At 63.3% G+C, this 14,839-nt stretch carries 11 protein-coding genes; 5 read left to right on the forward strand and 6 right to left on the reverse strand.

Annotated elements, in window-relative coordinates; translation table 11 throughout:
• Positions 1 to 206: 206 nt before the first annotated feature.
• Together HV823_RS21630 and HV823_RS21635 are read left to right on the forward strand one after the other, a co-directional pair.
• Positions 207 to 674, forward strand: a complete 468-nt coding sequence (locus HV823_RS21630) for an Lrp/AsnC family transcriptional regulator (protein WP_108004002.1) — start codon at positions 207 to 209, stop codon at positions 672 to 674.
• Between the two features lie 4 nt (positions 675 to 678).
• Entirely contained in the window at positions 679 to 1,581 is a 903-nt protein-coding gene (locus tag HV823_RS21635) for a glycosyl transferase (protein ID WP_176951777.1), read from the forward strand.
• A gap of 10 nt (positions 1,582 to 1,591) precedes the next feature.
• Here HV823_RS21635 and HV823_RS21640 read toward each other — a convergent pair whose 3' ends face one another.
• Both HV823_RS21640 and greA read right to left on the reverse strand, forming a co-directional pair.
• Positions 1,592 to 2,668: a glycosyltransferase family 4 protein gene (locus tag HV823_RS21640; RefSeq protein ID WP_176951778.1), complete on the reverse strand. Its 1,077-nt coding sequence runs from the start codon at positions 2,666 to 2,668 to the stop codon at positions 1,592 to 1,594.
• Positions 2,669 to 2,678: 10 nt separating this feature from the next.
• Positions 2,679 to 3,155: a transcription elongation factor GreA gene (greA, locus tag HV823_RS21645; protein WP_176951779.1), complete on the reverse strand. Its 477-nt coding sequence runs from the start codon at positions 3,153 to 3,155 to the stop codon at positions 2,679 to 2,681.
• Between the two features lie 322 nt (positions 3,156 to 3,477).
• Here greA and HV823_RS21650 point away from each other — a divergent pair, with 322 nt between their 5' ends.
• A complete protein-coding gene (locus tag HV823_RS21650; RefSeq protein ID WP_210270897.1) occupies positions 3,478 to 3,759 on the forward strand; it encodes a DUF982 domain-containing protein in 282 nt (93 codons plus the stop codon).
• A gap of 117 nt (positions 3,760 to 3,876) precedes the next feature.
• Here the strand turns inward: HV823_RS21650 and HV823_RS21655 are convergent, their stop codons facing one another.
• The 3 genes from HV823_RS21655 to carB all read right to left on the reverse strand — a co-directional run bounded on the left by HV823_RS21655 (position 3,877) and on the right by carB (position 10,567).
• The gene (locus tag HV823_RS21655) at positions 3,877 to 5,073 is read right to left on the reverse strand and encodes a hypothetical protein (RefSeq protein ID WP_176951781.1); all 1,197 of its coding nucleotides are present in this window, start codon (positions 5,071 to 5,073) and stop codon (positions 3,877 to 3,879) included.
• A gap of 78 nt (positions 5,074 to 5,151) precedes the next feature.
• Positions 5,152 to 6,720: an MFS transporter gene (locus HV823_RS21660; protein ID WP_176951782.1), complete on the reverse strand. Its 1,569-nt coding sequence runs from the start codon at positions 6,718 to 6,720 to the stop codon at positions 5,152 to 5,154.
• A gap of 361 nt (positions 6,721 to 7,081) precedes the next feature.
• On the reverse strand, positions 7,082 to 10,567 hold the full coding sequence (gene carB, locus HV823_RS21665) for a carbamoyl-phosphate synthase large subunit (protein WP_176951783.1): 3,486 nt from the start codon (positions 10,565 to 10,567) through the stop codon (positions 7,082 to 7,084).
• Between the two features lie 333 nt (positions 10,568 to 10,900).
• Between carB and ypfJ the strand changes: the two genes are divergently transcribed.
• Complete coding sequence (gene ypfJ / locus HV823_RS21670) at positions 10,901 to 11,836, forward strand: KPN_02809 family neutral zinc metallopeptidase (protein WP_176951784.1); 936 nt, start codon at positions 10,901 to 10,903, stop codon at positions 11,834 to 11,836.
• Positions 11,837 to 12,022: 186 nt separating this feature from the next.
• A complete protein-coding gene (locus tag HV823_RS21675; protein WP_176951785.1) occupies positions 12,023 to 13,759 on the forward strand; it encodes a methyl-accepting chemotaxis protein in 1,737 nt (578 codons plus the stop codon).
• A gap of 75 nt (positions 13,760 to 13,834) precedes the next feature.
• Here HV823_RS21675 and HV823_RS21680 read toward each other — a convergent pair whose 3' ends face one another.
• Positions 13,835 to 14,836 carry an aldo/keto reductase gene (locus HV823_RS21680; RefSeq protein ID WP_176951786.1) on the reverse strand — a complete coding sequence of 334 codons (1,002 nt, stop codon included), beginning with the start codon at positions 14,834 to 14,836 and terminating at the stop codon, positions 13,835 to 13,837.
• Positions 14,837 to 14,839: the final 3 nt, after the last annotated feature.

Genomic DNA, 14,839 nt, shown 5'->3' on the forward strand with positions numbered 1-14,839 from the left:
CCGTCCATCAAACAAAGATGCGGGGCGACTGAAGAATTTTGTCGTTCATTTATGAGTGCGGGGGGCCAAGATTCAAGGGCGTGGAACCAATTGCCAACAGACTTGGCGTCCGGCGTGACATTTTTGTTCTTGCCGCTGCAATTATCTTACGTCAGCGGGCGGTTTCTGGTAATCCGCCAGCCAAACAAAATCAGGGAAGACCAGCCGTGTTTCGCGCCGAACTCGATGCCATCGACATCAAGATACTCAAGGAGCTTCAGGCCGATGGCCGCATGACCAATGTGGAGCTGGCCGCCAAGGCCGGAATTTCCGCGCCGCCCTGCCTGCGGCGGGTCCGCAAGCTGGAGGAGGCTGGCATCATCGAGGGCTATCATGCGATGCTGAACGCGCCGGCGCTCGGCTTCGACCTGGTCGCCTTCTGCATGGTGGGCCTGAAACACCAGTCCGAGGCGAACCTGAAGGCCTTTGCCGCGGCCACCGCCGAATGGCCATTGGTCCGCCAGGCATGGATGGTTTCCGGCGACAGCGACTTCCTGCTGCATTGCGTGGCCGAAAACCTGACCCGTTTCCAGGACTTCGTGATCGAGGTGCTGACCGCAAATGAGCACGTCGACACCGTTCGCACCATGCTGACCATCCGCCAGGTCAAGAAGCTCGGGCTGGTGGAGGTCTGAGGCGATGGCGCGCTCGGACCGACCTTTCTCCCGCTCGCTGATCAAGCTCGGCGCCCGGCTCTTTCTCGGCCGGAACCTCGCCCATGCGCAGGACTGGTTCCCGGGGCTTTCGATCGACGGGAAGCGGGTGCTGCACTATCGCAGCCAGCCGGTGGTCGGGCTCGAGGGGACGGACATTCTTCTCGATGGTTCGCGCGAGTGGATCCATATCATAGGCTCCGGGCCGTCCGTCGCCGGCGCAGATCTCTCCCGCCTCGATCCGCGCGGTGCGATACTTCTGAACGGTGCCATTCATCTCGCCGGCGGCCCGGTTGCCTCGCCGCTCGCCATTGCGGTGGAGGACGAACGCTTCGTCCATCGGCATTTCGACCTGATGCGGGAGAAGATCGCGGCAGGCCAGGCCTGCCTGTTCTCGGTCGCAGCCTTAAGGGCGATCTGCGAGCACGATCGCGGCTGGCTCGCCGACAAGCGCGTGGTCCTGATCAACGATATTCGCAAGCCCTACGGTCTGCCGCGCCGCACGCCCGCACAGATCGGCGGGCTGGATTTCGTGCGGCTGGATCCGACCGGTGAATACGGCTTTTCGCTTCAGCCCGATCGCGGCGTGTTCCAGGGCGGATCGGTGGCCGTATCAGTGCTGCAGTTCGCGGTGGCGTTGCGCCCGATGATGATCGGCTTCGTCGGTATCGATATCCGCAACGCCAGGCAGCCGCGGTTCTATGAAGAGAAGGGCACATCGGCATTTTCCGGCGTGGCCGATGCCGAAGGCCGCATTCTCGGACACATCGCTCTGGCAAAGGCCGTGGCCGAAGAGCAGGGCATCGGGTTAGTCAACTTTTCACCGGTCTCGGCGCTGGCCGACATCGCAATCGCCTATGACGACCGGCTGGTGCGAACCGGCGTCTGACCGCTGGCCGTCAGGACAGCAGCCGCCGGTAGACTTCCCCGATGGCGCGGGCTTCCTTTTCGAGCGCAAATTTGGCGCGCACGTGGTCCAGCGCCTTGCGTCCCGCCGCAAGCGTTGCATCCGGGTCGGCCATGTAGCGGCCGATCGCGTTCGTCATGGCGGTGCCGTCGCCTGCCGGAACGACCGCGCCGGTCACGCCTTCGATGGTCATTTCCGCATAGGCGCCGGCATCGGAGGTGACGACGGCCGTCTGCGAGGCCATGGCTTCGAGCGGGGTGAGGCCGAAGCCTTCGTTGCGGGAGGGCGCCACGTAGAGCGCCAGTCGCCGGTACCAGGGCTTGATGTCGTCGACCTCGCCGAGAAAGACAATGCGGGACGAAAGGCCGGCGGCTGCGATCTGCGCCTTCAGGTCGTCCGCAAACCCCTTGTGTTCGGGCGTGATTCGACCGGAAATAACGGCCGTCCATTCCGGATGGTGCGGCAGGAGCTCGATCATCGCGCGGACGAACAGGTCCGTGCCCTTCTGGTGACGCACGCGGCCGAAGCAGCCGACCAGATATTTTCCCGGCAGCCCGGCAGCCTCAATCGTGTCTTCGGCGCCCTGCGGCGGATGGAAGCGCTCCAGATCGACGCCGTGCTGGATGACGGTATGCGGCACCTCGAGATAGGAGCCGGAGCGTTCGCTGGTGGCGATCACCGCGTCCATGCGGCTGATCAGGAACTTTGTATAGCGGCTGTGGCGACGCTGGGCGGCGGAGGTGAAGAGAAGCTTCAGCGGCATGCGCAGCACGTCGCGCAGCAGGATCCCCGGCAGCATTTCGGTGTTGCGGCGCGCATGCCAGACGCGATGGCTGCGGCCGGCAGGAGGGCGCCAGAGCGAAACCAGATCGCGGAAACGCATGTGCGGCAGGTCGCGCGGCAGGCCGGGACCGAGCGTGGCGACGCGCTGGCCGAGCAAGCGCTGCATCGGTACCAGCTGGATGATCGTTGAGGTGACGCCGGAAAGGCGGCGCTTGAAATTCGGCGCGATGGCGTCGACATCGGCAATGTCGACGCCGCCTTCGTTATCTGGCAGCCTGCCTGTCATGCTGACGGCATCAACCCCAGCTGATCGAGAGGATCTCGTAGGCCTTGGAGCCGCCGGGCGCGTTGACCTCGATCGATTCACCGACCTCCTTGCCGATCAGCGCACGCGCGATCGGGGACGAGATCGAGATGCGGCCGGCCTTCACGTCAGCTTCCTGGTCGCCGACGATCTGGTAGACCTTCTCTTCCTCGGTGTCCTCGTCGACGAGCTTCACCTTGGCGCCGAACTTGACCGTGTCGCCGGACATCTTGGAGAGGTCGATCACCTCGGCGCGCGCGGTCAGGTCCTCGAGCTCGGTGATCCGGCCTTCGTTGTGGCTCTGCGCTTCCTTGGCGGCATGGTATTCGGCGTTCTCCGAAAGGTCGCCATGGGCGCGGGCTTCGGAAATTGCCTCGATGATTCGCGGGCGCTCCTCCTGCTGGCGCCAGCGCAGTTCTTCCTGCAGCTTGACGAAACCGCCCTGAGTCATCGGTACCTTTTCGACCATTTTCCTTTGTCCTTTCGCCGTGCCCGCCTTGTGGCAGACACAAAACAAAACAGGTCCCGAAGGCAAACTTCGGAACCATGTTCAGATCTAACTTCGGTGCTTATAGCAGATCGTCATGATCGATGGCCAGATAATTCGCACCACGCAAGTTGTGTGCCGGATAATCGGCGTCTCCTGCGGGAGAAACGGCCGGAGGGCATCCGCCGGGCGACGGGCGATCTGCGCCTGACGATCGAGGAAGCCGCCGAAGCGACATTGATGGCGGATTGCTAGCTCGACAACATACCGCGACACCCTCTCACCATGTGTGCCGATCGGTGCTATGAGCCTGCCAAATCGTATCCTGGAGACCCAATCCGTGAGCAACAACTGGAACAAGGCCGTGACTTTGGCGCTGGAAGCACCGGGCAAATTCACGACCATAAGCAACATTCAACAGGCCTCATGGGCGCTCATCGAGGATTGGCCGCTTGAAGAGGGCGAGGCGCTGGACCGGGCCCTGCTCGTCATCGAGGCGGCGATGAAGGGTAAGAAGACGCCCGAAGAAGCCAGGTTCGCATTCATCGCCGCGGCGCATGAGGCCGGGATCGAGATCAGAGAGTGAACATGTAGGAAAGTGCGGTTGCAGATTGCGGCCGGTGCCAGTGGCAGGCTAGGTCGTCATTCGTGACTGTGTGCCGCCATGTTCAGTCGCGGCGTACCCGGAAAAAGCGCCGGCACTCTATTGGAGGCAGCTTCCAGCATTGCTCTTTGTAGCCGGCGCCAGCAGATATAGCCCTTCTGTGCTTGAGACGAGCAGACCTCGTGAATTCGGCATTGCGCCTTGGCTCGTGACGCGGCCGGTGAGTTCCTTGCTCCGCGGTATGAGCTTCCAGGCACCTTGCGGCTCGAGGGTGAATATACCGGCCGACGAGAACAGCACCAGATTTTGGTCGGGCGGATATTCTTGGACATCAGTGAGCTCAACGTGGGCCGCGTCAAACGGGAGTTCAAAGGGGATGCTGGCTTCCTCGTGCTGGCGCCAGAGACCTGAGGATCGCCAGGCGAATCGATTTTCGCCTATCTCAGGTCCGGGATGAAGTTTGGGTACCTTTGTCGGAGCGGGGCGTTGTCGAACGATGTGCGCATCTTCCACTGGCGAAAAGCGGCCGGAAGCGTCCTTGCCTGGCGGCGAAACCGTGAACTCGTTCCAGTACGTCTTTATATGGATTTTCCCGTCCCGGCTGCGGCCGACCTTCACGACATAGTCCCATTCTTCCAAGGTGGCCAGCAGGACGGTGTGTCCGCTATCGTCCCGCAGAAATACTTTTTCTCGCGGGTTCAGGATAAGAGCGCTGAACTCGGGTAAATCGAACACTTTCCCCGGCCTGCCTACGGCATCTAGCGGCAGGTCCGTCAGGCGCAACTGGCTATCGAGGAGATAAATTCCAGTTCGATCGGACACTACAAATCCGCCGAGACGAGGCACATAGGTGACGGCATGCGGGGCTTGCAGGGGGCCATCATCTGCGGCGTAAAGAGGCGTGAACTGCGTCCCTCCGGCGCGGATCATAAATACGCCCTCGGAGGAGTTAATTCCGATGACATTTCCCGTAGATGGATCTGCTGCGTAGCTGTCGTGAACCAGGTTTCGCGGGAATTCACCGCCGAAGCGTATGAACCGGTTGCTTTCGTCAATCGTCCATACGCCTCCTCGATTCATTGCATAGACGATAGGCCTTGATATGCCGTCGAAAGCAAGAAACCTGGACACCATTCGCCAAGTTTCTCCGATATCCTGCTGCGTTGGCTGCCCGTCTTCGACGGGAATGAGACAGAGTTCCCCTGATTGCACATCCGATGCAGCAGCCGACTGCGGCAACAGCAGCGAAAAGAGCGACGTCGAGAAAATTGATGTTGCCAACAATATGCGGAGCATCTGACACCTCTTCAGCGGCCGATACATAAGGAAGTCCAATATTCTTACCACAGGTTGCGCCTGCGCTGAGCTACTTCCTCAATGCGCCGCGGCGATGGCTTTCTCGTCGATATGCGCGCGGGCATAGATTCCGCGTGCCACCGCGGCAAGCGCGAGCAGCGTGACGGAGGCCAGCAGGCAGCTTGCGGCAAAGCCGTTGGAGAAGGACTGGCGCGCAGCCTCCAGCCAGGCGGGCACGGCGGCTTCCCCAAGCACGTCCACACCCAGTGTCCTCGCGGTATCGACCGCACCGCCGATCGTCGCCTTCACCGCCGCCGCCTCAGCGGGGGCGAGGCCTGCGACGTCCACGCCGCCCATCAGCATGCGGTAGATCAACGTGCCGAAACTGCCGAGCAGGGCGATGCCGAGCGCGCCGCCGAATTCGGCGCTGGTCTCCGAGATCGCCGAAGCTGAGCCGGATCGTTCCGGCGGTGCGGTGCCGACGATCAGCCCCGTGGTCGTCAGCACCACCGGCACGAAGCCGACGGCGATGATCATCGTCGCGCCGAGCACGCCGTAGATGTTCTCGAACCAGGCGGCGACCGCCATCACCAGCGTTCCCGCGGCGTTGACGACCAGCCCCAGCAAGACGGTCCTGACGGGTCCGAAGCGGTTGGTGAAGCGATAGGCCTGGAGCGACATGACCGTAAAGACGATCGACGACGGTACGGACCAGAGCGCGGCTTCCAGCGGGGAAAGGCCGAGCACGAACTGGAGAAACAGGTTCTGGTAGAGAAAGACGCCGAAGACGAAGAACATGCCGGCAAGGTTCACCAGCAGGGAGGCGGTGAAGGCCGGGATGTGGAAGAGTTTCAGGTCGATCAGCGGGTGGGACAGGGTCTGCTGGCGGCGGGCAAACAGCCATCCGAACGCAAACCCGGCCGCGATCGGCAGCAGATGGCGCAGATGGAACCCGTCTGCCGCCATGTGCTTCAGGCCGTAGATGATCGGCAGAACGGTTGCCAGTGACAGGAACACGCTCGGCAGATCAAGCCGGGCGCCGTCCGGGCTCTTGTATTCCGGCAACAGCCGCGGGGCGACGAGTAGCAGGACCAGCATGACCGGGATATTGATGAGAAACACCGCCCCCCAATGGAAATGCTGAAGCAGGAAGCCGCCCAGCAACGGCCCGATGAGACCGCCAAGCGAGAAAGCCGTTCCCCAGACGCCGATGGCGCGGTTTCGCTCCGCGTCGTTCCTGAAAAGGTTGACGATCAGCGACAGGGTCGACGGCGCGATCGTGGCACCGGCAATGCCGAGCAGCGCGCGCGACACGATGAGCTGCTGTGCGGTGGAGGAGAAGGCTGCAAGCGCCGAGGCCACCCCGAAGGCGAAGGCCCCGATCAGCAGCACCCGCCGGCGGCCGATCCGGTCTCCCAGCGTCCCCATGGTAACCAGGAAGCCCGCGACCATGAAACCGTAGATGTCGTTGATCCAGAGCAGCTGCGATGCGGACGGGTCGAGATCGGCGACGATGGCAGGCGTCGCCAGGAACAGGATGGACAGGTCCATCGAGTAGATCAGGCAGGCAATCGACAGCACGCCGAGGCCGATCCACTCCCGGCGGCCGGCAAGGGGCTGTCCCGCGTCCTGCGATGGCGTCTGCATGATGGTCCTCCCGGCCCGAGACAGGCGATGTAAGCCGCTGCCGGGGTTTGGTAACCGGCCGGCCCCCGAAAAACAACCGGCGTCGGAAATAGAACGCGCGTCGAAGCGCCCCCATCGTCATTGACAATGGGCTCGACCGAAACGAATGCAATCCTGTCCGTCATGCCGGGCTCGATCCGGCATCCCGTAGCGCGATGTCTATCGCGCGAAAGAAACTTTTCCGATCGATGGCTTGATTGTTCTGGATCCCGGCTCAAGGCAGGGAAGGCGGTGGTGAATGCGGTCCGGTCGGATCACACGTATCGGCCCGGCAACTTTTTTTGGCAATCTGGCGGGCGCCCGGAGCGCCCGCCATTGTTTGTCAGGCGAAATAGCTCTGCAGCGGATGGACCTCGAGTTGGCCTTCCTTGAGCGCCTTGATCGCCTCGGCGGCGGCGGCAGCACCGGCCATCGTCGTGTAGTAGGGGACCTTCTGCATCAGGGCGGCGCGGCGGAGCGACTTCGAATCCGAGATCGCCTTCGTGCCGTCGGTCGTGTTGATGACGAGCTGGACCTGGCGGTTGCGGATGGCGTCCTCGATGTGCGGACGGCCTTCCTGGACCTTGTTGATCTTGACGGCCTCGATGCCGTGCTCGCCAAGGAAGCGTGCGGTGCCCGACGTGGCCATGACCTTGAAGCCGATCCCGACCAGCGTGCTGATCGCCGGCAGGACGCGGTCCTTGTCCTCGTCGCGGATGGAGACGAACACCGTGCCGTCGCGCGGCAGGTCGACATTGGCGCCGAGCTGCGACTTGGCGAAGGCGACCGCGAAGTTCCTGTCGAGGCCCATGACCTCGCCGGTGGAGCGCATTTCCGGGCCGAGCAGCGTGTCGACGCCGGGGAAGCGGGCGAACGGGAAGACGGCTTCCTTGACGGCGATGTGCTTGAGGTTGCGCGGATCGGGCTTTTCGCCATAGGCCGAAATCGCTGCGTCCAGCTTCTCGCCGGCCATGACGCGGGCGGCGATCTTGGCGATCGGCGCGCCGATCGTCTTGGCGACGAAGGGCACGGTGCGCGAGGCGCGCGGGTTGACCTCAAGCACGTAGATCGTGCCGTCCTTGATGGCGTACTGAACGTTCATGAGGCCGCCGACGTTGAGCGCCTTCGCCAGCGCCTTGGTCTGCCGCTCCAGCTCGTCGACGATCTCCGGGGACAGCGTGCGCACCGGCAGCGAGCAGGCACTGTCGCCCGAATGGATGCCGGCTTCCTCGATGTGCTCCATGATGCCGGAGACGAACACGCTTTCACCGTCGCAGAGCGCATCGACGTCCACTTCGACCGCGTTGGTCAGGTAGCTATCGAACAGCAGCGGGTTCTTGCCGAGCAGGGTGTTGATTTGGCCCGTCTTGTCGTTCGGGTAGCGCTGCTTGATGTCCTCGGGCACGAGGCCGGGGACGGTGTCGAGCAGGTAGGTCTGCAGCATCGATTCCGAATGGATGATCTGCATGGCGCGGCCGCCGAGCACGTAGGACGGGCGCACGACCAGCGGGAAGCCGATTTCGGCCGCGACGAGGCGCGCCTGCTCGACCGAATAGGCGATGCCGTTGTTCGGCTGGGCGAGGTCCAGTTTCTGGAGCAACTTCTGGAAGCGGTCGCGGTCCTCGGCGAGGTCGATCATATCGGGTGCTGTACCGAGGATCGGGATGCCGTTCTTCTCAAGCGCTTCTGCGAGCTTCAGCGGCGTCTGGCCGCCGAACTGGACGATGACGCCGACGAGCGTGCCGTTGGTCTGCTCGGCCTTGAGGATCTCGATGACGTCCTCGGCCGTCAGCGGCTCGAAATAGAGGCGATCGGAGGTGTCATAGTCGGTCGAGACGGTCTCCGGGTTGCAGTTGACCATGATCGCTTCATAGCCCGCATCCTTCAGCGCGAAGGCGGCATGGCAGCAGCAATAGTCGAACTCGATGCCCTGGCCGATGCGGTTCGGGCCGCCGCCGAGGATGACGACCTTCTTCTTGTCGGAAATGCCGGCTTCCGAGCGCGTCTGTCCGGCAAAGGGCTGCTCGTAGGTCGAGTACATGTAGGCCGTCGGCGAGGCGAACTCGGCAGCGCAGGTGTCGATGCGCTTGAAGACGGGGCGGACGTCGAGGCTGTTGCGCAGTTCGGCCACTTCCTTCGGCCGCTTGCCCGAGAGCGTGGCGAGGCGGGCGTCGGAGAAGCCCATTGCCTTCAGCATGCGCAGGTTCTGCGCGTCTTCCGGCAGGCCATGCTCGCGGATGCGGGCCTCCATGTCGACGATCGCCTTGAACTGGGCGATGAACCAGGGGTCGATCTTCGAGCCGTCGTGCACCTCTTCCGGCGTGAAGCCCATGCGAAGCGCCTGGGCGACCATGCGCAGGCGGTCGGGCGTCGGCGTCGAGATCGCCGCGCGCACCGCGTTCTTGCCGTCACCGTTTTCGTAGCCGGGGATTTCGATCTCGTCGAGGCCGGTCAGGCCGGTTTCCAGCCCGCGCAGCGCCTTCTGCAGCGATTCGGCAAAGGTGCGGCCGATCGCCATGACCTCGCCGACGGACTTCATCGCGGTCGTCAGCGTCGGCTCGGCGCCAGGGAATTTTTCGAAGGCGAAGCGCGGGATCTTGGTGACGACGTAGTCGATCGAGGGCTCGAAGGAGGCCGGCGTCGCACCGCCGGTGATGTCGTTCTCCAGCTCGTCCAGCGTATAGCCGATCGCGAGCTTGGCGGCGATCTTGGCGATCGGGAAGCCTGTCGCCTTGGAGGCCAGCGCAGACGAGCGCGAGACGCGCGGGTTCATCTCGATGACGACGAGGCGGCCGTTTTCGGGATTGACGGCGAACTGCACGTTCGAGCCGCCGGTCTCTACCCCGATCTCGCGCAGCACCGCAATCGAGGCGTTGCGCATGATCTGGTATTCCTTGTCCGTCAGCGTCAGCGCCGGCGCGACCGTGATCGAATCGCCGGTGTGTACGCCCATCGGGTCGATGTTCTCGATCGAGCAGATGATGATGCAGTTGTCCGCGGTGTCGCGGACAACTTCCATCTCGTATTCCTTCCAGCCGAGCACCGATTCCTCGATCAGCACTTCGGTCGTCGGCGAGGCGTCGAGGCCGGAATTGACGATCTCGAAGAACTCCGAGCGGTTGTAGGCGATTCCGCCGCCGGTGCCGCCGAGGGTGAAGGACGGGCGGATGATGGCGGGAAGGCCGATCTCGTCCAGCGCCTGCGCGCCGACCGCCATGGCGTGGCTCATGTAGCGCTGCTTGCGGTCGGTCTCGCCGAGGTTCCACTGGTTCTCCAGTTCGTCCAGCGCCTTGTCCAGTGCCTCGCCGGACAGCTCTGCCTTGAGCTTGGCGCGCTCGGCCTCGTGCTTCTTGCGGTCGGCGTCCTTGATCTCGGTGGCATTGGCCAGCAGCGACTTCGGCGTCTCCAGCCCGATCTTGGCCATCGCCTCGCGGAACAGCGCGCGGTCCTCGGCCTTGTCGATCGCCTCCGGCTTGGCGCCGATCATCTCGACGTTGTAGCGCTCCAGCACGCCCATGCGCTTCAGCGAGAGTGCCGTGTTGAGCGCCGTCTGCCCGCCCATGGTCGGCAAGAGCGCGTCGGGGCGCTCCTTGGCGATGATCTTGGCGACGACTTCGGGGGTGATCGGCTCGATGTAGGTGGCGTCCGCCAGGCCCGGGTCGGTCATGATCGTCGCCGGGTTGGAGTTGACCAGGATGACCCGGTAACCTTCTTCCTTCAGCGCCTTGCAGGCTTGCGTGCCGGAATAGTCGAATTCGCAGGCCTGCCCGATGACGATCGGCCCCGCGCCGATGATGAGGATCGATTTGATGTCTTGGCGCTTGGGCATGGCTCTATCCGTTCTTTAGCCTGCGCGAAAAACCGGCCAGGGTGGGAAGGTCACCGGCCGGGGCGCGAAAGCTTGGTCTTTAAAGGCTAGAAGCGGCTTATAGGCAAATGCGTTGCGGAGCGAAACCCCGAAAATTCCAGAATCGACAGAATAGAGAAGCGTGCGCGATCGCGCGTGCGGTCAGGGGATTTGCCCCATCGGTACTCGAGCACCGCCGGGTGGAAGACGGAGCGCAATTCGTTTTGCAACCGTCGCGTCCCGCCCTATAAGTGAATTGTCTGGAACGAAACCCGGTCTGCGGCGTTCCGGCGGGGCGCAAGAGAGGGAACGGTCATGGAGTGGAAGGGACGCCGTCAGTCCGGCAACGTCGAGGATCAGCGCGGGGCCGGGGGGGCGCGCAGCAATCCCTTCGGCCGCGGCGGCGGTTTCCGTATTCCCATGGGCGGTGGCCCTCGTCGGACCGGCGGTTTCAGCTTCGGCACGATCATCTTTCTCGTCGTGATCTATTTCGTCCTCAGGATGATGGGCGTCGATCTCTTGCAGGTGCTGGGCGAGGGCGGTGGCGGACAGACGAACCTGCCGGGCTTCGAACAGACCGAAAGTGGTTCGCGCGCGAATTCGCCAGCGCAGGAGGAGACCAAGCAGTTCATGGCGACGGTCCTTGCCGAGACGGAGGACGTCTGGAACGGCATCTTCCAGGCCAGCGGCGAAAACTACCAGGAGCCGAAGCTCGTGCTGTTTTCCGGCAGCATCCAGTCGGCCTGCGGCTTCGCTTCGGCGGCCTCCGGACCGTTCTACTGCCCCGGCGACCGCAAGGTCTATCTGGACATGAGCTTCTTCGACGAACTGGCCAACCGCTTCGATGCGGCCGGCGATTTCGCCCAGGCCTATGTCGTCGCCCATGAGGTCGGCCATCACGTCCAGAACCTGACGGGTGTCCTGCCGCAGTTCAATCGCGCCCGGCAGAGCATGAGCGAAGCCGAGGCCAACCAGATGTCGATCCGCGTCGAGCTACAGGCCGATTGCTATGCCGGCATCTGGGGCAAGTACACCGAGCAGAAGGGGCTGCTGGATACCGGCGACTTGCAGGAGGCGCTGAACGCCGCCGTGCAGATCGGCGACGACACGATCCAGAAGCGCATGCAGGGCTATGTCGTGCCGGAAAGCTTCAACCACGGCACCTCCGAACAGCGCATGCGCTGGTTCAAGCGCGGCTTCGACAGCGGCCGCGTCCAGGATTGCGACACGTTTCGCGTCGCCGACCCTTGATGGCGCCGAAGGCAGGGGCAGTCAGCATAGCCCCTGCCACTGCACGTCAAAACCCGGCATGGTGATTGAAGGATATACTTAATCGCTAATTAACGGTGTCCCACTAGTTTGCCTGCAGCGCGCGGCCATGCCTCTTCATCGAAGGTGCCCCGACCGAGACGCGCGTTGTCGTGGGAGTCCAACGAAATGTCTCGCTTTCCGAAATTCGGCCTGGATGCCTCGGCCGTGCTTGAGGCCCTGAGCCGGTCGCAGGCCATCATCGAGTTCGATCTGGCTGGCAACATCCTGACGGCGAATGAAAATTTCTGCAGGGCAGTGGGCTATCAGCGATCCGAGATCGTCGGCCGCCACCACAGCATGTTCGTGCTTTCGGACGAGGCCGCTTCGCCTGAATACCGGGCGTTCTGGGCAAAGCTGGCGCGCGGCGAATATGACCAGTGCCAGTACCAGCGCCGGGCGAAGAACGGCCAGGAGATCTGGATCGAAGCTTCGTACAACCCCGTCTTCCGCCGCGGCAAGCCCTACAAGGTAATCAAGATCGCCACGGACATAAGCGCGGTCAAGCGCAAGAGCGTCGAGGACGAGGGCAAGCTGGCAGCGCTTTCGCGTGCACAGGCCGTGATCGAATTCAGCCCCGACGGAAAGATTCTTGGGGCCAACGAGAATTTCCTGGCCGCGCTCGGCTATGACGCCGAGGAAATCGTCGGGAAGCATCATTCGATGTTCTGCGAAGACGGATATGCGCATTCGCAGGAATATCGCGAATTCTGGGAAGAGCTTCGGGCGGGGCGGTTTTCGACCGGGCAGTTCATGCGGCTTGCAAAGGGCGGCAGGCGCGTCTTCATCCAGGCATCCTACAATCCGATCATCGATGAGAAGGGGCGGGTCTGCAAAGTCGTCAAGTTCGCCCTCGACGTGACGGACCGCATGCATGCGGTGGAAGAACTCGGCGCGGCGCTGGAGCGGCTTTCTCACTGCAATATCCGCATCACGCTGGACGAGCCGTTCGTCGGCGAATTCGAAAGGCTGCGAAGGGATTTCAACAAGTCGATCGGCGAGTTCCAGAAGACGCTGGTCCACGTGCTCGGCCAGACCGGCGACCTCAGCAGAAGCAGCCAGGAAGTCCGCGAGGCCTCCGAGCTTCTGGCTGAACGCTCCCGGGAGCAGGCGGCGGCGCTTGAGGAGACGTCCGCAGCCCTTGGCGAGATCACTCGGACGGTCCACTCGTCGACCGAGAACACGAAGGAAACACGCCAGCTCGTCCAGAGGGCGCGGGCATCGACGGCTGCATCGACGGAGGTCGTTCAGCAGACGGTTGATGCCATGCAACGTATCGAAACTGCGTCCCGCGAGATAAGCCAGATCATCGGCGTCATCGACGAGATTGCATTCCAGACGAACCTTCTGGCTTTGAATGCGGGTGTGGAAGCCGCACGTGCGGGCGACGCGGGCAAGGGATTTGCCGTGGTCGCCCAGGAAGTGCGGGAGCTTGCCCAACGCTCCGCAAACGCCGCAAAGGAAATCAAGACGCTCATCAACAACTCGGGTGCGGGAGTTCTGGAAGGGGTGAGACTGGTCGGCAAGACCGGCGAGGCGCTGAAGGAAATCGACGTGCTGGTGAAGGACATCGACGGCAATGTCGACAAGATCGCCAAGGCTGCCGATGAACAGACGACGGGCCTCGGCGAAATCAGCAAGGCGGTCGGCCGGCTCGACCAGATGACTCAGCAGAATGCCGCCATGAGTTCGCGGACGACGGCGATCAGCAGCACGCTGGCACAGGGCGCCGACGCCCTGGCGCAGTTGGTCAGCCTCTTCAAGCTGAACCGCCGTGCCATCCAGCGCGAAGACGGATCGTCCGTCAAGTCGAACTACTCGGCCGGCGGGCGTGGCGGTCAAGATACCGGACGCGCCGCAGCTTGAAGCTGCGATGCTCCGGCCTTGCGGCGACCCTCGTCCAGACCGAGGATCGCCAAAATCCCTTAAGACTGGTGCGCCTCAGCGGTTTTTCTCGCTGTCCATATGCGCCAGCAGCGCCTCGGGGTAACGGGCGCCGGCGGCGGCGCCCTTCGGGACGGCTTTTTCAATCGTGACGAGGTCGTCATTCGACAGCGTGAGTTGCAGCGCGCCGAGGGCTTCTTCAAGGCGGTCCCTCCGCCTTGCCCCCACGAGCGGTACGATGTCCTCGCCCTGGGCCGTCACCCAGGCGATCGCGACCTGGGCTACCGTCGCGCCGGTGTTGCCTGCAATCGCGCGCAGCGCCTCCACGAGTTCCAGGTTGCGCTCGACATTGCCCTCCTGGAAGCGCGGACTCATCGTCCGGAAATCGCCCTTTGCGGTGGCGGTGTCCTTCTGCCAGTGACCGCTGATCAGGCCGCGGGAGAGCACGCCATAGGCCGTGATGCCGATGCCGAGCGCGCGGCAGGCGGGCAGGATCTCGTCCTCGATGCCGCGCGAGATCAGCGAATACTCGATCTGCAGGTCAGAGATCGGATGCACGGCGGCGGCGCGGCGGATCGTCTCGGCGCCGACTTCGGAGAGGCCGACGTGGCGCACGTAGCCCTGCTTGACGAGGTCGGCGATGGTGCCGATCGTGTCTTCGATCGGCACGTTCGGGTCGAGGCGGGAAGGGCGGTAGATATCGATGTGATCGACGCCCAGCCTCTGCAGCGAATAGGCGACGAAGTTGCGGATCGCCGCCGGGCGGGAATCGTAGCCGTTCCAGTTTCCGGCCGGGTCGCGCAGCGCGCCGAACTTGACGCTGATGATCGCCCGATCGCGGTTGCGGCCCTTCAGCGCCTCGCCGATGAGCATCTCGTTGTGGCCCATTCCATAGAAGTCGCCAGTATCCAGAAGCGTGACGCCGGCATCGAGGGCCGCATGGATCGTGGCGATGCTTTCCGTGCGATCGGCCGGTCCGTACATGCCGGACATGCCCATGCAGCCCAGTCCGAGGGCGGATACTTCGGGTCCCGTCTTGCCGAGGCGATAGGTCTTCATGGT

This window comes from Mycoplana rhizolycopersici (assembly GCF_013378445.1).
Classification (GTDB): domain Bacteria; phylum Pseudomonadota; class Alphaproteobacteria; order Rhizobiales; family Rhizobiaceae; genus Mycoplana; species Mycoplana rhizolycopersici.